We start from the raw sequence: 19,648 nt of genomic DNA, 5'->3' as shown, positions 1-19,648 counted from the left end.
GGCCCGGTTATCGCTTGTTCAACCCTCGTGCCAGACGGTCGCCGCCCAGTTGAATCACCGCCACCAGCGCCACCAGCAGCACGATCACGGTCAGCATGATCTGGCTGTCGAAGCGCTGATAACCATAGCGATAGGCGATGTCTCCCAGACCGCCGGCACCAATCGCTCCGGCCATGGCCGATGAGTTGATCATCGTCACCAGCGTAATAGTGAACCCGCCAACGATGCCCGGCAGCGCTTCGGGCAACAACACGTGCCAGATGATGTGCCAGCGCCGACAGCCCATGGCTTGGGCGGCTTCGATCAAACCGTGGTCGACTTCGCGCAGGCTCACTTCGGCAATCCGCGCAAAAAACGGCGTGGCCGCGATGGTCAACGGCACGACCGCCGCCCACACACCGTAAGTGGTGCCGACGATCAGACGGGTGAACGGGATCAGCGCGACCATCAGGATCAGAAACGGAATCGAGCGAAACAGGTTCACGAACGCCCCCAATGCACGATTCAGCACCGGCGCTTCGTAGATACCACCCTTGTCGCTGGTGACCAGAATCACCGCCATGGGAATCCCGGCGAGCAACGCGATCAGCGACGACACGCCAACCATCAGAAACGTGTCGATAAAACCCTGCAGCAAGCGATCAAACCACATAACCCAGCACCTCCGTGCGTTGTGCCCATTGGCTGGCACGCTGACGCAATTCCTCGGCGTTCAGCTTCGAGCCTGCCACCGCCAGCAACAGTTGCCCGAGCGCGTGGCCCTGAATCCGTTCCACACCACCCTGGAGCAATTTCACCCGGCCTCCGAGGGCGGTGAACAGTGCGGCCAGATCCGGTTCGTCCTGCTGGCTGCCGGTGAACTGCAAACGCAGCACCACGGCTGCATTGGACGACGACGGTTGCGCCTGCAAACGGCTTTGCAACTCTTCGGGCAAGGCGTGTTGCAGCGGTGCGAGCAAGGTCTGGCTGACCTCATGCTGCGGATTGCCGAACACTTCCCAGACCGGGCCCTGTTCGACGATGCGGCCATGTTCCAGCACGACGACGCGGTCGCAGATTTCCCGGATCACTGCCATCTCGTGGGTGATCAGCACGATGGTCAGGCCCAGGCGTTTGTTGATCTCGCGCAGCAGGCCGAGGATCGACTGGGTGGTTTCCGGATCGAGAGCAGAAGTGGCTTCGTCGCAGAGCAGAATGTCCGGGTCGTGCACCAGCGCGCGGGCAATGCCGACGCGCTGTTTCTGCCCGCCGGACAACTGCGCCGGATAAGCCTTGTGCTTGGCTTGCAGGCCCACCAGTTCCAGCAGTTCGCGAACCTTTTTCTCCCGTTGCTCTTTCGGGACGCCGGCGACTTTCAGCGGCAGTTCGACGTTCTGCCACACCGTTTTTGCCGACATCAGATTGAAGTGCTGAAAGATCATGCCGATCCGCCGGCGCAGGGCGACGAGGCGATCCTCGTCGTACTCGCCGATGTCCACCTGATCGATCAGCACCCTGCCCGAGGTCGGTTGTTCGAGGCGGTTGATGGTGCGGATCAGCGACGATTTGCCGGCGCCGCTGCGACCGATGATGCCGAACACTTCACCGTGCTGGATCGCCAGGTCGATGCCTTGCAGGGCGGCGACCGGGCCTTGTTTGCCGTCGTAGGTCTTGCCGAGCCCGACGAAACGCACATGGGCGCGGTTCAGCTCGGGATGCAGTTCGGTGCGTTGCGCAAGCGCGGGTGGCTCTGGAAGATCCAGTCGCCGTTGGATGGCAGCGGTCATCCTCAGCTTTCCCAACCGGCCTGGTACAGCTTGCCGTGGGCCTTATCCAGCGCGGCGCGAACGGCCGGCGAATGCTGGTAGATGTCGACGAACTTGATCAGGCGCGGATCGGTCTTGCTCTTCGGCTGGATCACGAACTGGATCACGTATTCCTTGTGGTCGAGGCCGTCGAACAGCAGCGCAGAGCCGGCGTCGAACGTTTTCGCCAGACGAATGTAGGCCGGGTAGCCCTGGACCAGGTCGGCGTCATCGTAGGCGCGTACCAGTTGCACCGCTTCGACCTGCAGGATCTTGATCTTCTTCGGATTGGCGACGATGTCGTCTTCGGTGGCCTTGTAGCCGACGCCCGGTTTCAGGGTGATCAGACCGGCCTTGGCCAGCAGTTGCAGGCCGCGTCCGCTGTTGATCGGGTCGTTGGCGATGGCGACGCTGGCGCCTTCCGGCAACTCGTCGAAGCTTTTGTATTTCTTCGAGTACAGGCCGACGTTGTTGATGATCCCCGGGGCGAACGGCACCAGGTCGAAACCGGAGGCGGCCTTGGCGTTTTCCAGGAACGGGATGTGCTGGAAGTAGTTCACGTCAATGTCGCCGGCGGCGAGGCTGACGTTCGGCGCGATCCAGTCGGTGAATTCCACCAGCTCGACTTTCAGGCCTTGTTTGGAAGCCTCTTCGACGGCCGCTTCCAGCGGGATCGCGAAGGCGGCGGTGGTGCCGATTTTCAACGGCGCGTCGGCGGCGAACGCCGCCGAGCTGAACAGGCCGAAGGCCAGGGCCAGTGCTTTGACTGGGTGGGACAGGAGCTTCTTGGTCATGGTGGTTTTCCAGTCAGTGCAAGGGTTAGTGTCGGTAGTGGGCGCCGGTGTGTTGCTGCGGCAGATGCGCTTCGCCGTGAAACAGTTTTTCCCGCAGGCTGCCGGTGTCGTACGCGGTCTTGTACGAGCCGCGTCGTTGCAGCTCCGGAATCACCAGATCGATGAAATCCACATAGCTTTCCGGGGTCACGATGCGGGTCAGGTTGAAGCCGTCGAGGCCGGTTTCGGCGATCCACGATTCCAGTTCATCCGCCACTTGCTGCGGCGAGCCGACCACGGTGATGTAGCGTCCGCCGAGGGCGTGCTGGTCGAGCAGCTTGCGCCGGGTCCAGTCATTGTTCTGCAGGTTTTTGGTGGCGGACTGGATCGCGTTGCTCTTCACGTACTGGATCGGTTCGTCGATTTCATATTGGGAAAAATCGATCCCGGTGGACGCCGAGAAATGCGCCACGCCCGCTTCGGCGCTGGCGTAGCTCAGGTATTCGGCATGTTTGGCCCAGGCCGCTTCCTCGGTCTCGCCGACGATCACGTTCAGGCCCATGAACACCTTGATGTCTTCGGGATTGCGCCCCGCCTCGACGGCGCTGGCGCGGACCTTGTCCACCTGCACCTTGGTCGACGGCTTGTTCTGACCGCTGATGAACACGCACTCGGCATGACGCCCGGCGAACAGCAGACCGCGCTCCGAACTGCCGGCCTGGAACAGTACCGGCGTGCGCTGCGGTGACGGTTCGCACAGGTGATAACCCTCGACCTGATAGAACTCGCCCTTGTGCTCGACCTTGTGCACCTTGTCCGGCTGCGCGTAGATCCGCTGTTGCGGATCGTTGAGCACCGCACCGTTTTCCCAGCTGCCTTCCCAGAGTTTGTAGAGCACTTCGAGGTACTCGTCGGCCTGGTCGTAACGCCGGTCATGCTCGACCTGTTCGCTCAGGCCCATGGCCTTGGCGGCACTGTCCAGATAACCGGTGACGATGTTCCAGCCCACCCGTCCACGGCTCAGATGATCGAGGGTCGACATGCGCCGGGCGAACAGATACGGCGGCTCGTAGGTGAGGTTGGCGGTCAGGCCGAAACCCAGATTTTTGGTCACCGCTGACATGGCCGACACCAGCAGCAGCGGATCGTTGACCGGCAGCTGGATCGACTCTTTCAGGGTGACGTCCACCGAGTTTTGGTAGACGTCGTACACGCCGACGATGTCGGCGATGAACAACCCGTCGAACAGCCCGCGCTCCAGCAATCGCGCCAGCTCGGTCCAGTATTCAATGGTCTTGTATTGGGTCGAGGTGTCCCGTGGATGGGTCCACAACCCGTGGTTGATGTGGCCGATGCAGTTCATGTTGAACGCATTGAGCAGGATCTTTTTCTTGCTCATCAGATGGTCCCTCGCAGCGGAGGGTTTTCATCGTTGAGGTAGTAATTGCCCACCGCGTGATATTTCCAGCGCACCGGGTCGTGCAGGGTGTGCACCCGGGCGTTGCGCCAGTGACGGTCGAGGCCGTGTTCGATCAGGGTGGCCTGGCTGCCGGCCAGTTCAAACAGCGTGCTGCCGGCGGACAGAGAGATTTCGGTGCTGATGGCCCGTGCTTCGGCGACGGCAATCGAGGCTGCCGCCACCGTTTCGGCGGTGGTCTCGGCCTGGGCCGCATCGAGGAATTCGCCGGCGCGTTCGAGCAAGGCTTCGGTGGCGTGCAGGCGGATACTCAGGTGGCCGAAGCTCTTGAGGGTCAGCGGATCTTCGGTGGCCTTGTCGTTACCCGAATCGATCCAGGGGCGGGTCTTGCTGCGCACGAAGTGCAATGCATCTTCGTAGGCGGCGCGAGCGATGCCGGTGTCGATGGCGGCGTGAAGGATCTGCGCCAGCGGGCCGACGGTGGTCGGACGCTCGAAAGCGCTCTGGAACGGAATGACATCTTCGGCGGCGACATACACGTCTTCGAACACCACTGAACCGCTGCCGGTGGTGCGCTGGCCGAAGCCGCTCCAGTCGTCGATCACGGTCAGGCCTTTGCTGTCGCGCGGGACGAAGGCCAGTTGCTGTACGCCGTTTTCATCGACCACCGAGGTCGGGATGCGCTGCGCGTAAATCGCACCGGTCGCATAGAACTTGCGACCGTTGATGCGATAGCCGCTGCCGTCGCGTTTCAGACTGGTGACGCGGTCATGGGCGGTCTTGGTGCCCAGTTCTGCCAGGGCATTGCCGAAGCGCTGACCAGCGAGGACTTCGGCGTACAGACGTTGTTTCTGCTCGTGGCTGCCGTTCACCCGCAGCACTTCCAGGGCATAGAAATGGTTCTGCGGAATCTGCCCCAGCGAGCCATCGGCCCGGGCGATCAGGGCGATGACCTTGGCCAGGGTCACGTTGGACACACCGGCGCCGCCGCACTCCTTGGGCACGCTGATGCCCCACAGGCCGGAGCGGGAAAACACGTCGAGCTCCGGCAGCGGCAGGCGGCGTTCGCGGTCGCGCAGGTTGCTGTCACGCTGGAAGTCTTCGGCCAGGTCGCTGGCGACGATCAGGGCTTGCTCGTCGCTGGTGATGACCGCGACGGGATGGGAAAGAGTCATGTGTTTCTCCAGAGATCTGGTCAAAAGTGTTCTGGTCGTCAGATCCAGGAATGGCGAGCCGGAAGTTTTCCGTTCAGGCGGTAAGCGCCGACCGCGTGATACTTCCAGCGCACCGGATCGTGAAGGGTGTGGACCCGGGCGTTGCGCCAGTGGCGGTCGAGGTTGAATTCGGCGAGGGTGGCGCGGCTGCCGGCCAGTTCGAAGAGCTTTTCGCTGGCCAGCAGCGAGATCTCGGTGGTCAGCACCTTGGCTTCGGCCACGGCAATCGAGGCGCGGGCGGCGGACTCGGCGGTCAGTGGTGCGCCGTGCACCTGATCCAGCACTTGCCCGGCCTTGCGCAGCAATGCTTCGGCGGCGTGCAGTTCGATTTTCAGTTTGCCGATGTCGGCGATCACGTAGAGGTCATCGCTGGCGCGTTCGACCTTGGCATCGATCCACGGCCGGGCGCGGATCTTGACGAATTCGATGGCGTCATCGATGGCACCACGGGCGATGCCGGCGTCGATCGCCGCTTGAATCAGCTGCGACACCGCGCCCTGGGTGTTGGGCTTTTCGTTGATCTTCCAGTTATCCACCACGAGGCCTGCATCGACCCGCACGTTGTGCAAAAGAATCGTGCCGCTGGCGGTGGTGCGCTGGCCGAAACCCGACCAGTCATCGACGATGCGCAGGCCCGGTGTACCACGACGGACGAAGGCCAGCACTTGCCTGCCGTCATCGTTCAGCGCTTTGACCGCGACCCAGTGGGCGAAGAGGGCGCCAGTGGAATAGAACTTCTGGCCGTTGATCACGTAGTCATCGCCGTCAGCGGTGATGCGCGCCTTCAGCTCCAGGGTGTCTTTGGTGCCGCGTTCAGGCCCGGCATTCCCGATGCGCCAGCCTTCGAGCACGCTCTGCAGCAGTTGCTGTTTCTGCTCTTCAGTGGCGCTGCCGAGGATCAGGTTGATGATGCCGAACTGGTTCTGCGGGATCTGCCCCAGTGCCGGGTCGGCCGCGGAAATGATCGCGAACACCTCGGCCAGGGTCACGAAGGAAACCTGCGGGCCGCCGTACTCGCGCGGAATCGCGATACTGCCCAGGCCGCTGCGGGTGAACTGTTCGATCTCCGACCACGGCAGCTTGCGCTGACGATCACGTTTGGCGGCCTGCACGCGGGCGACTTGCGCCAGCTCATGGGCAGCCTTGATGGCTTGAGCGTCATTGCGCAGCACTTGTGCGGGCAACAACAGCGGGGCGATGTCCAGGTCACTCTGGACGTTTGCGTCTGCCAGACTGGACATCAGTGCCACTCCTTGGCTGCACGCAATGCCCTGGCGATCTGCACTGGGGTGATTGGGTTCCGGACCATGTTACCTACCTCACATCTCATGAAAAACGCCGCAAAAGTGCGGCGAACGAAAGAATGTCCGGTGGTCCGGTTCATATACCCTAAGCGCGTATAAAGTTTAAATAAACTAACTTTTAGGAATATATATAGAAGATCGAAAGCTCACCTGGCTTTGCGCTCCGCAGCCATGGGAATTTGCCTCAAGGGCACTTTCAGATAAGGATTCACGCAGCCAATCTTCAGGGTGCGTGGCGGTGCCCAGCGAGAGTTGTTGCCGACCCGGTCGATGATGCAATAGGTCACGTCAAGCCGCAGGTCTTCACCCGCTTCGACGATGACTGCCGGTGGCACCCAGACCTGGATTCCCTGGCCGACATCGGCTTGCGTGACAGGGGGCAGATCCATTCGTGCATCACCCCAGCGCAGGGTGATTTCGTCACCCTCGGCCATGTTCAGGTAAGGCTCGATGGTCAGCGGGACGCCACGCTTGATCTGACTCGGGTTGACCCCGCGCCGGCGGATGACGTCTGGAAGGCTGACCGGCAGCAAATACTGGTTTTCCTCTGCGCTGCCTGTTGCGAATTGCCCGCCCGGGCAGTCGAGCTTCACCTGGAACCGGGCGCCGGCTGACAGCGCCGGGTTTCTCCCGACCTGCATGACCCGATAGTGCACGCAGGGTGCGCCGTTGACGATGAAGCTTTCCGGCACCCTGAGGCTGACCGTGCTTCCGATATCGCCGGCAGTCAGCACACGGGAAGCGACATAGCAGTCATCCCAGAACAGCTCAATCAGATCGCCGCTGTCCATATCGTCATAAGGTCCGATTTCGACCGACAGGTTGGCGGCCGCCATGAGGTTGATTCCATCCCCGTGGGTTTGCTCCAGGGTCGGTGGTGGCAATAGCGGGATGTTTGAAATGCAGGTCATCGGTTTCTCTCCTTGAAGCCTTGCAGCGAAGTCCGTATCTGAAAGAACGAATGGCGTGAATTAACCGGAAATAAAACATCGGAGTTGCGTACAAGTTTTAAATGTCTTGTTGAACTAGCGTGCGCCGGTTGGCGACTAGATAAGAGTTCGCCGAAAGAGGTGTCAAGCGAGTGGTTTAGTTAATCCGTGAATTACGGATTAATCAGAAGGTTCCTACATTGTTGTAGCAGTCGGCCTAGGCAGGGAACGGAAAGAAGCTACAGGTTTTCGCGGTTTTCAGCGTGTTTGACCGTGCGTTCTGGTGAAGGATGGAATCAAGTCGCGGCGCAATTTTATGCGCAGGGAGTTGTTGCAGGACATATATATGTACTGCCTTTGCAAGGGGCGGGTAGTTTATGTTTTGAGAGTGTTTTTTATGTCGGGGAAAACACTACTTCCTTCCTTGGAAGTGAGTGAGGGTGCAGGAGAAGTTTTCAGCCGTTGTTGCGAAACTTGCTGAGAAACTGTCGTGTGCGTTCTTCTTTCGGATTGGCAAACAACGCCTTGGCTTCGCCTTGTTCGACGATCACGCCCTTGTCGAAAAACACCACGCGGTTGGCCACGTCACGGGCGAACGCCATTTCGTGGGTCACGATCACCATGGTGCGTTTTTCTTCGGCCAGACCGCGAATGGTCGCCAATACTTCGCCCACCAGTTCCGGGTCGAGGGCCGACGTCGGCTCGTCGAACAGGATCACTTCCGGCTCCATCGCCAGCGCCCGGGCAATCGCCACGCGCTGTTGCTGGCCGCCGGACAGGCGCCGTGGGTAGGCGTCTTCCTTGCCCGCCAGGCCGACCTTGGCCAGCAGCTTCTTGCCCAGGGCAATGGCTGCGTCACGGGGCGTCTTCTTGACCACGATCGGGCCTTCGATGACGTTCTCCAGAGCAGTGCGGTGGGGGAACAGGTTGAAGTTCTGGAACACGAAGCCCACGTGCTGGCGCAAGGTGCGCACCAGATTCTGCTGCTGATTCAAGGGGCGGCCGGTATCGATCTCGATATCGCCGACCTTGATCCGGCCGCTGGTGGGTTGTTCGAGGAAGTTCAGGCAGCGCAGGAACGTGGTCTTGCCCGAGCCGCTGGGGCCGATGATGGCCACGACCTCGCCTTCCTTCACTTCAAGATCGATGCCGTTGAGCACGACTTGACCCTTGAACTGCTTTGTCAGTTTTTCCACGACAATCATGGGGTCAGGACTCCTGGTCGTGCCGATTGACCCGCTCTTCCAGCTTGTTCTGGAAGTGCGACAGCACTGTGGCCAGAATCCAGTAGATCAGCGCGGCGGCAAGATACATGGTGAAGACTTCGAAAGTCCGGGCGGTAATCAGTTGTGCCTGACGGAACAGCTCCGGCACCTGAATGGTGGCGGCCAGTGCGGTGTCCTTGACCAGTGAAATGAAGCTGTTGCCCAGCGGCGGCAACGCCGTGCGCATGGCTTGCGGCAGAATGGCCCGGCGCAGGGTCTGCGCGCGGGTCATGCCGATGCTCGCAGCCGCTTCCCACTGACCGCGTTCGATCGAACCGATCGCGGCACGCAGGATTTCACAGGCATAGGCGGCCATGTTCAGCGAAAAGCCGATCAGGGCTGCCGGCAGCGGGTCGAGTTCCAGCCCCAGTTGCGGCAGGCCGTAATAGATCACGAACAGCTGCACCAGCAACGGCGTGCCGCGAAAGAACGACACGTAGATGCGGGCCAGCCAGCTGACCGATTTGAAACGCGACAGGCGCATCAGCGCCAGGCCAAAGCCCAGCAGCAGGCCGAAAAACATGCCGCCGAGGCTGAGGACTACCGTGTAGTACGCGCCCTTGAGCAGAAAGGGCGCGGAGTCCAGTGCGAGTTGGAAAGCTGCTTCCATTATTTAGTGACGTCAGCTTGGAAGTACTTTTCCGAGATCTTGGCCAGGGTCCCGTCGGCACGCAGCTCGTCGAGGGCCTTGTTCACGGCCGCCAGCAGCTCAGGTTCGCCTTTGCGCAGGGCGATACCGGATTCCTGACGGGAGAACGCCTGACCGGCCGCTACGGTTTTCGGTGCTTTCTTGGCGTACTCGAGGGCGGCCAGACGGTCGATCAGAATCGCATCGGTACGACCGTTGTTCAGGTCGGCGAACTTGGTCGGATCATCGTCGTAGGTACGCACGTCGGCACCCGGTACGTTGGCGCGAACCCACTGCTCGTAGTTGGTGCCCAGGCCTACGCCAACTTTCTTGCCGGACAGGTCAGCGGCAGTCTTGATGTTCAGCGCAGCTTCCTTGTCCTTCAGCACCAGCGCCTGAATCCCGGAGATGGTGTACGGCTCGGAGAAGTCATACTTCTTCTTGCGCTCGTCGGAGATGGTCACCTGGTTGACCACGACGTCCAGACGCTTGGATTCCAGCGCGGCGAGGATGCCGTCCCACTTGGTTGGCTGGATCTTGGCCTTGACGCCCAGCTTCTTGGCCAGGGCTTCGGACAGTTCGACTTCGAAGCCCGACAGTTTGCCGTCGGCATCGACGAAGCTGAACGGTGGGTAAGTGCCTTCCAGGCCGACGTTGATAACGCCTTTGTCCTTGATCTGTTGCAGTTGCTCACCGGCAACGGCGCTGCTGATCAGACCGGCGCTCAGTGCCAGGCCCAGCGAACCTACCAGCAGATTTCGACGTAGTGCGGAAAGAATCATGACAAGCCCCTGTGTTTTCTTATGGAAGACGCTTAAGGAAAGTTGGCGAATCCGGGAATTGGACGACAGCGCTATCCTGCCTTAAAGCAGCTTATGCGTCTCTCGCGATATTCGCCTGCGGCGAGACTATAAGACTGTTCTTTTAGAATGGAAAATAATGAATTTTCCGTTTGTTATTCATATCTGGAATATATGTTTTTTGTGTTCCTAGCGTTCCCTGGCACCGCGTTCCAGCTCTCAAATGGGACGCGGAGCGTCCCGGGCTGCATTCCCACGCAGAGCGTGGGAACGAGCGCTGCAGTATGCGCATCGGCCTACAGAAAATCCTTGTAGGCAAACAACGCCGGGGCGCCGCCGGTGTGCAGGAAGATGATCGGGCCGTCGTCGAAACGCCCGCGACCGATGCCGTCGAGCAACCCGGCCATGGCCTTGCCGGTGTAGACCGGATCGAGCAGCACGGCGTCCTGGCTGGCCAGCAGTTTCACCGCCGCCAGGGTTCTGGCATTCGGCTCGCCGTAGCGCGGGCCGAAATATTCGTCCCACAACTCGACCTTGAAACTCTCCGGCAGCGCCACGCCCAGCAGATCGGCAGTGCGTTCGGCCAGACCCTGAACTTTCGGGCGCTGATCTTCTTCGCTGCGCGATACCGTCACGCCGATCACCGGCAGTTGCGGCAGCACTTCGCTCAAGGCCAGTGCCAGGCCGCTGTGAGTACCGGCGCTGCCCGAAGCCAGGACCACGGCGGAAAATTGCAGGCCGGTGTCCTCGATCTGCTGCGCCAGTTCCAGACCGGCCCGTACGTAACCCAGCGCGCCGATGGCGTTGGAGCCACCGATCGGCACCAGATACGGCTTCTTGCCGTTGCTGCGCAGGCGTACGGCGAGGGCGGCCAGTTGTTCGTCGGCGTTGTCGAGGTTGTCGACCAGTTCGACCTTGGTGTCGAACAGATCCAGCAGCAGGCGGTTGCCGTTGCCGGTGTAGTTGCCATCATCGGTGCCCAGCGGATTTTCCAGCAGCGCCACGCAGCCCAGGCCGAGTTTGGCGGCCAGCGCAGCGGTCTGGCGGACGTGGTTCGATTGCAGTGCACCGGCGGTGATCAGGGTGTCCGCGCCTTGGGCGAGGGCATCGGCGGCGAGGTATTCGAGCTTGCGCAGCTTGTTGCCGCCCATGGCCAGTGGCGTCAGGTCATCGCGCTTGATGTAGACATCGCGGCCGAGCCATGTGGACAGGCGCTCGAGTTTTTCCAGTGGGGTCGGTTGTCCAAGCAGGTCGAGACGGTTAAAGCGTTGCAGCTGTTGTTTGATCGGTTGTGTGGACATGGTTCCGTACTGGCGGAGGAAGATCACAGGACTATAGGCACGCCGATTTACCGGGGCAACCGTCAATCGCTTATAGCCAAATGTGCTTAGACCAGCACTATCGGTTCTTAATTCGCCTCCGGGGCGTTGCCGTAAAGTAGTGGCCGTTGACGCGGCCAGACAGTCCGGCCGCCCGTGAGGAGTCTTTACCGTGAGCGAGCGTTCCAGCCATTGGCAATTGCAGACCATCGTCAGCCAGCTGCGTACCGCGCGGGATCAGTGGCGTGCGCAAAATGGCCGCGCCAGCGGCGAGCAGGGCGGGCGCGAGTTGCCGTCCCGTGACGCGATGGCGCAGATTCTCGAAGCCCTGTGCGGCGCGTTGTTCCCGATGCGTCTGGGGCCGGTGGATCTGCGTGAAGAGAGCGAGGATTTTTACGTCGGTCACACCCTCGATGTTGCATTGAATGCATTGCTGGCCCAGGCGCGACTCGAACTGCGTTACGTCGCCCGCCACAGCGCTCAGGTTGACACTGAAGTCGAGGCGCAGGCGATCAGGATCATCCAGGATTTCGCCCTCGCACTGCCGGGCCTGCGCAGCCTGCTCGACACCGATGTGCTGGCCGCCTACCACGGCGACCCGGCGGCGCGCAGCGTCGATGAAGTGCTGCTGTGCTATCCGGGGATTCTGGCGGTGATCCACCATCGTCTGGCCCACCATTTGTATCGCGCAGGCCTGCCGCTGCTGGCGCGGATCAGTTCGGAAATCGCCCACTCGGCGACCGGCATCGATATCCATCCCGGCGCGCAGATCGGCCGCAGTTTCTTCATCGACCACGGGACCGGCGTGGTGATCGGCGAGACCGCGATCATCGGCGAGCGCGTCAGGATCTACCAGGCAGTGACCTTGGGCGCCAAACGCTTTCCGGCGGACGAGGACGGCCAGTTGCAGAAGGGCCATCCACGCCACCCGATCGTCGAGGACGACGTGGTGATTTATGCCGGCGCGACGATTCTCGGGCGGATCACCATCGGCAAGGGCTCGACCATCGGCGGCAACGTGTGGCTGACCCGCAGCGTGCCGGCGGGGTGCAACCTGACCCAGGCCAATCTGCAGCATGATGACGGGACGCAGAAGTAAGGCAAGAAAAGGCTACCCTCACCCCAGCCCTCTCCCGGAGGGAGAGGGGGCCGAACGAGGTGTCTGGCGCTATACATCGACCTGAAAAAAACAGTCGATTATGGATTCGGTACAGAAAGAGCAGGTCGGCGTAACTCTCCAATATTCCCCAATCAGTCCCCTCTCCCCCCGGGAGAGGGTTAGGGTGAGGGTGCTTTTGCTTTTTCTGTGAACGAACTGCCCCAACCCACGTCATACCCCTCCCTGAGCCAGCGTACGAAAGGTACCGCTGAGCCCTGCGATTAGTCCTGAGCGTACTATCCATGTTTAACTTGAACGTTCATTCAAGTTAAACCGGTAGCTCGCTGCCCGCTCACAACAGGAGGCTTGCCTTTGCTGAGTCCGATCATTTCAGCCATTTTCCAACCCCTTGAGGTGCACCGTTCATGAGTGCATCGTCCACCCCCGCCAGCGGTCTGGTACGCATGAATCCGCCGGTGTTCTGGTTCGCCGCGACGGTGATCCTGCTGTTTGGCCTGACGGTCATCGCCATGCCGGAACAGGCCGGTGCCTGGCTCCTTGAAGCGCAAAACTGGGCGGCCAATACGGTCGGCTGGTACTACATGCTCGCGATGACCCTGTATCTGGTCTTCGTGGTGGTCACCGCGTTATCGGGCTACGGCAAGATCAAACTCGGTGCCGACCACGACGAACCCGAATTCAGTTACCTGTCCTGGGCCGGCATGCTGTTCGCCGCCGGGATCAGCATCACGCTGTTTTTCTTCTGTGTCTCCGAACCGCTGACCCACATGCTCCAGCCGCCACAAGGCGAGGCCGGCACGGCGGATGCGGCGCGTCAGGCGATGCAGATCCTGTTTCTGCACTGGGGCCTGCACGGCTGGGGCGTGTTCGCCTTCGTCGGCATGGCGCTGGCGTATTTCGCCTATCGACACAACCTGCCGCTGGCCCTGCGCTCGGCGCTGTATCCGCTGATCGGCAAACGCATCAACGGGCCCATCGGCTATGCCGTGGATGGCTTCGGCATCATCGCCACGGTGTTCGGCCTCGGTGCGGACATGGGCTTCGGCGTGCTCCATCTCAACTCCGGTCTGGACTACCTGTTCGGCATCGCCCACACGCAGTGGATTCAGGTCGGCCTGATCACGCTGATGATGGGCGCAGCGATCCTCGTCGCCGTCTCCGGTGTGGATAAGGGCGTGCGGGTCATGTCCGACATCAACATGCTGCTGGCCTGTGCGCTGCTGCTGTTCGTGTTGTTCGCCGGCCCCACCCAGCATTTGCTCAACACCCTGATCCAGAACCTCGGTGACTACCTCGGCGCATTGCCGACGAAGAGTTTCGACCTCTACGCCTACGACAAACCGAGCGACTGGCTCGGCGGCTGGACGGTGTTCTACTGGGCCTGGTGGATTGCATGGTCGCCGTTCGTGGGCCTGTTCATCGCACGGATTTCCCGTGGCCGGACCATCCGCGAATTCGTCTTCGGCGTATTGCTGATCCCGCTCGGTTTCACCCTGGCGTGGATGTCGATCTTCGGCAACAGCGCCATCGATCAGGTGCTCAACCACGGGATGTCGGCACTGGGCATGTCGGCCCTCGACAACCCGTCGATGACCCTTTACCTGCTGCTGGAAACCTACCCGTGGAGCAAAACCGTCATCGCGGTGACGGTGTTCATCAGCTTCGTGTTCTTCGTCACCTCCGCCGACTCCGGCACCGTAGTGCTCTCGACCCTGTCGGCCAAGGGTGGCAATCCGGATGAAGACGGGCCGAAATGGTTGCGGGTGTTCTGGGGCGCGATGACCGCGCTGATCACCAGTGCGCTGCTGTTCTCCGGCAGCATCGATGCGCTGAAGTCTGCGGTGGTGCTGACCTCGCTGCCATTCTCGCTGATTCTGCTGCTGATGATGTGGGGCCTGCACAAGGCGTTCTATCTGGAGTCGCAGAAGCAGATCGCGCAGTTGCATTCGCTGGCGCCGGTGTCTGGCTCGCGGCGTGGCAAGGGCGGCTGGCGCCAGCGTCTGAGCCAGGCTGTGCACTTCCCGTCGCGGGACGAGGTGTACCGCTTCATGGATACCACGGTGAAACCGGCCATCGAAGAAGTGACAGCGGTGTTCGTCGAGAAGGGGCTGAATGTCGTTACACAACCCGATCCGGCTCACGACAGCGTCAGCCTGGAAATCGGTCACGGCGAGCTGCACCCGTTCATCTATCAGGTGCAGATGCGTGGTTACTTCACGCCATCGTTCGCTCGTGGCGGGATGGGCTCCAAGCAGCTCAACAACCGTCGCTACTACCGCGCCGAAGTGCATCTGAGCGAGGGCAGTCAGGACTACGATCTGGTCGGTTACACCAAGGAGCAGATCATCAACGACATCCTCGACCAGTACGAACGGCACATGCAGTTCCTGCATCTGGTGCGTTGATCGGGGCAGGGCGCCGGGACGGTTTCAGGTCTCGGCGCTCAGCACCATGAACAACACCAATGCCGCGATCGGCACGCCAAACACGGCGCTGCCAATCGCAATCTCCGACCCCAGCGGCTGCCCGGCGTGCACCACGCCGACCGCGCCGTTGATCACCGTCAACGCCAGCCACAACGCCGCGAAACCGTAGGCCATGGTCTGACGACTGAAGCCGATGCGCTCGCCGATGTAGAGCATCAGCGCCAGCAGGATCAGGCCGAAGAAGATGATGATTGCGGTGTGCATGGTTTGGGATCTGCCTGTTGATAGGAGTCAGCCTGGCTTTGCTCATGTTGAGCATAGGTCAGCTGTCGGGCTCATGCTGATCGACACATTTCGCCACGTATACATCTGTTTATGAGAGCTGTGTGCCAGGGCGCGTCCACCGCCCATCTGGCGATTAAACACGCGCCTGTCCACTAGGCTAATATTTCTCCAAGTGTGTATGGTGTGTATTGATGGAGAAGGACAGCTCTTAAAGTACGCAGCTCTTGCTGTCGAACAGGGCGAAGGAAATGCGTAGTCGGGAAATGATCAGGATGATCGAGGAGGATGGATGGTATCTGGTCGCCGTGAAAGGCAGTCACCACCAATACAAACATCCGGGCAAACCAGGGAGGGTGACGATCAAGCATCCGGATTCGGATCTTCCCAAGGGAACGATCAACAGCATCTTGAAACAGGCGGGTTTGAAATGAAGCCCGTCATTGGAAACGAAAGTCCCTTAATGGACATGTCAGAGGAAGGATTCACTTACATGAAATTCCCGGTCGTTCTGCACAAGGATGCCGACTCAGACTACGGAGTGATCGTCCCGGATGTACCGGGCTGCTTCTCCGCAGGCACTACGGTAGCCGAAGCTTTTGACAATACTCAGGAGGCACTGGCCTTGCACTATGAGGGACTGGTCGCTGATGGCGCACCGTTGCCTCGGGTTCAGGACATTGATGCCCATCTCGAGAATCCGGATTACGCCGGCGGTATTTGGGGTGTGGTCGAGTTTGATATCACTCCCTATTTCGGCAAGTCGGTGCGCTTCAACGCGACGCTGCCGGAGCAGTTGCTGGAGCGTATTGATCAGACGGTTCGGCGTGACCAACGCTACAGTTCTCGCTCCGGATTCCTGGCGGCTGCGGCCTTGCGCGAATTGTCGGCTTAGGGCCGACTTACAGAATTCTGGGTCAGGTACTTTCTCGCTCGATGACTTGGCATTGCAGCAGATTAAGTCGCTGCACTTCATCGCTCGGCAACACGCCAAGGCTTTCCAGCACCCGCGTTGCCGCCAGTACGCCGATCTCCAGCGCCGGCGGTTTGATGGTGCTCAGGCTCGGCAGCAGCATCTCGGCGAACGGGTAGTCGCCGAAGCCGAGGACGGCGCAGTCTTCGGGGATCTTGAGGCCGGCCCGTTGCCCGGCGAGCAGGCCGCCGGCGGCGAGGTTGTCGTTGGCGAAGATGATGGCGTCCGGGCGAGGTGAGGCGTTCATCAGTGCTTCCATTGCTTGCTTGCCGGCCTCGAACGGGGCGCGATCGGCGTCCGGTGCGAACACCCACGGTTCCAGACCCAACTCGCGAACGGTCGTGGTGTAACCGTCGCGACGCTCCAGCGCACTGAAGTCGCCGGGCGCGCTGTTCTGCACAAACGCAATCCGCCGATAGCCCTTGCCGTGCAGATAACGTGCGGCGCTGACCCCCACTTCAAAGTGCGAAAAGCCGATCTGCATCGGCTCGCGATCCGGCTGGTAATCCCAGGTTTCGATCACCGGGATATCCGCCTCTGCGAGCATCTTTTCCGTGCCCGGGCTGTGAAAGTGACTGGTCACTACCAGCGCTGCCGGCGACCAGCCAAGAAAGGCCCGCACGGCGTTCTCTTCCTGCTCGGTGCTGAAGTAACTCGAGGCCAGCAACAGCTGATAACCGTGACGGCTGAGGGTGTCGCTGAAGCCCTGAATGGTATTGGCGAAGATTGGCCCGGAGATGTTCGGGATCACCATGCCGACGATCTTCCCCCGCGCCGAGGCGAGCCCGCCGGCCACCAGATTCGGCACGTAACCCAGCTCGGCGACCACCGCCGCGATCCGTTCGCGGCGTTCGGGCGAGACCTGTTCCGGCTGGTTGAAATAGCGCGACACGGTAATCGCCGAAACACCGGCCTGGCGCGCCACCGCGTTGAGGGTCACGCGACCGGCGCCACGGCGTTTGCGGGGCTTTTCTTCGCTCAAGGCTCGATCCTTCTTAAAAACCAAAACGCATATAAAAGTAATTTTTCAGTATTTGACGGTCTATGTCCGGCTTGCCAATACTGGCGATGTTAGCGCTAACAAAGCGTGTTGTCTGCTACTCGCTCGAGCGAATGCCCAAGACACCGAGACAGGCGCTGTCGTCGCAGAACGGCAGCGGTTCAGGGCAACTTTTCGAGCGGGCAAACATGCACAACATTCCTGGGGCGACACACAAACTGGCGCAATCGATCCGCGCTGCGGGCTGGCTACTCACCGGGCTGGCCGCGCTGCCGCTGCCCGCCGCGTTCGCCGCCGACAGCACCGATCAGGAGCCGACACTCAAGTCCGTCACGGTCACCGCCACCCGCCGCGAAGAGTCGCTGCAAAAGGTCCCGGTGGCGGTGTCGGTGATCGACGGCGAGCAACTGGAGCGCGACAACCGCAACAGCGTGGCGAGCATCGTCCAGCAAGTGCCGTCGCTGAATTTCCGCACCGGCGCATCGAACAAGGACACCTCGCTGTTCGTGCGTGGCGTGGGAACGATTTCCACTTCACCGGGCGTCGAGCCGACCGTGGCCACGGTGATCGATGGCGTGGTCTATGCCCGTCCCGGCCAGTCGACCCTCGATCTGCTGGATCTGGAGCGCGTCGAAGTTCTGCGCGGCCCGCAAGGCACGCTGTTCGGCAAAAACGCCTCGGCCGGCGTGTTGAACATCACCAGCAAGGCGCCGACCGCCGAGACCCACGGTTACATCGATCAGTCGTACTACAGCGGCAACGAAAGCCGCACCCGTTTCGGCATCGGTGGAAGTCTGATTCCGGATACGCTCAAGGGCTCGATCAGCACCTTGTTCGGCAGCTATGACGGCAACGTGGATAACAAGCACAACGGCCAGGAGGTCAACGGTTACAACCACCGTGGCGTGCGCGGCAAACTGGAATTCACCCCTAACGACGACGTTACCTTCACCCTGATCGCCGACTACATGCAGTCCCATGATGACGGCCCCAATGGCGTCGTCACCAAGTCGCTGACCTCGGCGTTCGCCAACGCGCTGAGTCCGGTCAGCGCCACCAGCCACAACCGCGATATCAACACCGACACCCGCACCCACGTCGAAGACACCAACAAGGGCCTGTCCGGCCAGCTCGACTGGCAACTCGGCGATTACACCCTGACCTCGATCACCGCTTGGCGCGGCTGGGACAACACCCAGTATCAGGACGGCGACCGCCTCGGCACGGTAACGGCGGCGTTCCCCGGCACGGCGGACAAGGGCGACCTGGCATTCGACCAGTACTCGCAGGAGCTGCGTCTGGCCTCGCCGAAAGGCGGGTTCCTCGAATACGTCGGCGGCCTGTTCTACATGCACGGCAAGGATGACGAGACCTATCAGCGCACGCTGACCACCACCACGCGGACTGACCGTGGCGTCGCCGACTACAGCACCACCAGCGACAGCTACGCGGTGTTCGGCGAAAGCACGCTGAATTTCACCTCGGACTTCCGAGGCATCGCCGGCCTGCGCTACACCCACGACGATCTGGAATACGATCACCGTCGCGTCTCCACTTCCGCCACCACCGTCAGCGGCGTTCAACCGGCCACCAGCAGCTCCGGTTCGGTGGACGAGGACGGCTGGTCCGGCCGGCTCGGTTTGCAATACGACCTGAGCGATACCGTCACCACCTACCTGACCTACTCGCGCGGCTACAAAGGCCCGGCCTACAACGTGTTCTTCAACATGCAGCCGCGCGATACCGAAGCACTGAAACCGGAAACCTCCAACACCTGGGAGGCGGGGATCAAAGCTTCGTCGTGGAACAATCGCCTGACCACCAACCTCGCGGTTTTCCACAGCGACTACGACAACTACCAGGCGAACTTTTTCGACACCGTCGCCGGGCAAGTGGTGACGCGCCTGATCAACGCCGGCAGCGTCAGCACCGAAGGCGTGGAACTCGACTACGCCCTGCAGGCGACCCGACAACTGAAGTTCTCCGGTGCACTGGCCTACACCCGCGCCCGCATCGACCAGTTCGCCTGCCCGGCGGGCGCGGCGGCGTCGTGCAACGTCAACGGCAAGCCGCTGCCGTTCAGCCCGGACTGGAAAAGCTACGTGCGCGCCGACTACACCATCCCGCTGGAAAACGGCCTGGATGTCGAGCTCGGCACTGACTACAGCTGGCAGAGCGAAGTGCAGTACGACATCAGCCAGAACGCCGATACCAAGCAGGGCGCCTACGGACTCTGGAATGCCAGCGTCGCCCTGGCCGATTACACCAACGGCTGGCGCGTGGCGTTGCTCGGCAAGAACCTTACCGACAAGTCCTATTCGCCATTGCTCGCCAGCGGTGGCAACTACATCTACCGCGCCGTGCCTCGCGACGACGAGCGCTACTTCGGCGTGCAACTGCGCAAGGATTTCTGA

The 19,648-nt window shown here is 61.1% G+C and carries 18 protein-coding genes; 5 read left to right on the top strand and 13 right to left on the bottom strand.

The window, feature by feature from the left end; translation table 11 throughout:
- Positions 1-7: 7 nt before the first annotated feature.
- From OQ248_RS09355 to OQ248_RS09305, 11 genes are all read right to left on the bottom strand, one after another.
- Positions 8-652 carry a methionine ABC transporter permease gene (locus OQ248_RS09355; RefSeq protein WP_096821885.1) on the bottom strand — a complete coding sequence of 215 codons (645 nt, stop codon included), beginning with the start codon at positions 650-652 and terminating at the stop codon, positions 8-10.
- Positions 642-1,766 carry an ATP-binding cassette domain-containing protein gene (locus OQ248_RS09350; RefSeq protein WP_265812668.1) on the bottom strand — a complete coding sequence of 375 codons (1,125 nt, stop codon included), beginning with the start codon at positions 1,764-1,766 and terminating at the stop codon, positions 642-644. Before OQ248_RS09350 ends, OQ248_RS09355 begins: the two co-directional genes overlap by 11 nt.
- Before the next feature lie 2 nt (positions 1,767-1,768).
- The gene (locus tag OQ248_RS09345) at positions 1,769-2,578 is read right to left on the bottom strand and encodes a MetQ/NlpA family ABC transporter substrate-binding protein (RefSeq protein WP_265812667.1); all 810 of its coding nucleotides are present in this window, start codon (positions 2,576-2,578) and stop codon (positions 1,769-1,771) included.
- Between the two features lie 25 nt (positions 2,579-2,603).
- On the bottom strand, positions 2,604-3,956 hold the full coding sequence (locus OQ248_RS09340) for an LLM class flavin-dependent oxidoreductase (RefSeq protein WP_265812666.1): 1,353 nt from the start codon (positions 3,954-3,956) through the stop codon (positions 2,604-2,606).
- Positions 3,956-5,149, bottom strand: a complete 1,194-nt coding sequence (locus tag OQ248_RS09335; protein ID WP_265812665.1) for an SfnB family sulfur acquisition oxidoreductase — start codon at positions 5,147-5,149, stop codon at positions 3,956-3,958. The genes OQ248_RS09340 and OQ248_RS09335 overlap by 1 nt, the downstream gene beginning before the upstream one ends.
- 38 nt (positions 5,150-5,187) lie before the next feature.
- On the bottom strand, positions 5,188-6,429 hold the full coding sequence (locus OQ248_RS09330; RefSeq protein WP_265812664.1) for an SfnB family sulfur acquisition oxidoreductase: 1,242 nt from the start codon (positions 6,427-6,429) through the stop codon (positions 5,188-5,190).
- A 209-nt stretch (positions 6,430-6,638) separates the two neighbouring features.
- Positions 6,639-7,403 carry a hypothetical protein gene (locus OQ248_RS09325; protein ID WP_265812663.1) on the bottom strand — a complete coding sequence of 255 codons (765 nt, stop codon included), beginning with the start codon at positions 7,401-7,403 and terminating at the stop codon, positions 6,639-6,641.
- 473 nt (positions 7,404-7,876) lie between these two features.
- Complete coding sequence (tcyN, locus tag OQ248_RS09320) at positions 7,877-8,626, bottom strand: L-cystine ABC transporter ATP-binding protein TcyN (protein WP_114881002.1); 750 nt, start codon at positions 8,624-8,626, stop codon at positions 7,877-7,879.
- Between the two features lie 4 nt (positions 8,627-8,630).
- Complete coding sequence (gene tcyL, locus OQ248_RS09315) at positions 8,631-9,296, bottom strand: cystine ABC transporter permease (RefSeq protein ID WP_114881003.1); 666 nt, start codon at positions 9,294-9,296, stop codon at positions 8,631-8,633.
- Positions 9,296-10,096, bottom strand: coding sequence for a cystine ABC transporter substrate-binding protein (tcyJ, locus tag OQ248_RS09310; RefSeq protein ID WP_085712693.1), 801 nt, complete (start codon positions 10,094-10,096; stop codon positions 9,296-9,298). Before tcyJ ends, tcyL begins: the two co-directional genes overlap by 1 nt.
- Positions 10,097-10,410: 314 nt before the next feature.
- Entirely contained in the window at positions 10,411-11,415 is a 1,005-nt protein-coding gene (locus OQ248_RS09305) for a D-cysteine desulfhydrase (RefSeq protein WP_265812662.1), read from the bottom strand.
- 190 nt (positions 11,416-11,605) lie between these two features.
- On the opposite strand from OQ248_RS09305, the gene epsC reads away from it, so the two are divergent.
- Entirely contained in the window at positions 11,606-12,532 is a 927-nt protein-coding gene (gene epsC, locus OQ248_RS09300; RefSeq protein WP_265812661.1) for a serine O-acetyltransferase EpsC, read from the top strand.
- 464 nt (positions 12,533-12,996) lie between these two features.
- Entirely contained in the window at positions 12,997-14,958 is a 1,962-nt protein-coding gene (gene betT / locus OQ248_RS09295; protein ID WP_265815078.1) for a choline transporter BetT, read from the top strand.
- A gap of 24 nt (positions 14,959-14,982) precedes the next feature.
- Here betT and OQ248_RS09290 read toward each other — a convergent pair whose 3' ends face one another.
- Positions 14,983-15,243, bottom strand: a complete 261-nt coding sequence (locus OQ248_RS09290; RefSeq protein ID WP_265812660.1) for a hypothetical protein — start codon at positions 15,241-15,243, stop codon at positions 14,983-14,985.
- A gap of 269 nt (positions 15,244-15,512) precedes the next feature.
- Here OQ248_RS09290 and OQ248_RS09285 point away from each other — a divergent pair, with 269 nt between their 5' ends.
- Together OQ248_RS09285 and OQ248_RS09280 are read left to right on the top strand one after the other, a co-directional pair.
- Positions 15,513-15,695, top strand: a complete 183-nt coding sequence (locus OQ248_RS09285) for a type II toxin-antitoxin system HicA family toxin (RefSeq protein ID WP_065261145.1) — start codon at positions 15,513-15,515, stop codon at positions 15,693-15,695.
- A 59-nt stretch (positions 15,696-15,754) separates the two neighbouring features.
- Positions 15,755-16,156, top strand: coding sequence for a type II toxin-antitoxin system HicB family antitoxin (locus tag OQ248_RS09280; RefSeq protein WP_085712796.1), 402 nt, complete (start codon positions 15,755-15,757; stop codon positions 16,154-16,156).
- Positions 16,157-16,178: 22 nt separating this feature from the next.
- Here OQ248_RS09280 and OQ248_RS09275 read toward each other — a convergent pair whose 3' ends face one another.
- Positions 16,179-17,216, bottom strand: a complete 1,038-nt coding sequence (locus OQ248_RS09275) for a LacI family DNA-binding transcriptional regulator (RefSeq protein WP_265812659.1) — start codon at positions 17,214-17,216, stop codon at positions 16,179-16,181.
- Positions 17,217-17,422: 206 nt separating this feature from the next.
- Between OQ248_RS09275 and OQ248_RS09270 the strand changes: the two genes are divergently transcribed.
- A complete protein-coding gene (locus tag OQ248_RS09270; RefSeq protein WP_265812658.1) occupies positions 17,423-19,648 on the top strand; it encodes a TonB-dependent receptor in 2,226 nt (741 codons plus the stop codon).

This window comes from Pseudomonas sp. COW5, assembly GCF_026240005.1.
In the GTDB taxonomy this organism is placed as follows: Bacteria; Pseudomonadota; Gammaproteobacteria; order Pseudomonadales; family Pseudomonadaceae; genus Aquipseudomonas; species Aquipseudomonas kribbensis.
The sequence above is the reverse complement of the archived record's forward strand: the minus strand, read 5'-3'. Positions and strand labels throughout refer to the sequence as shown.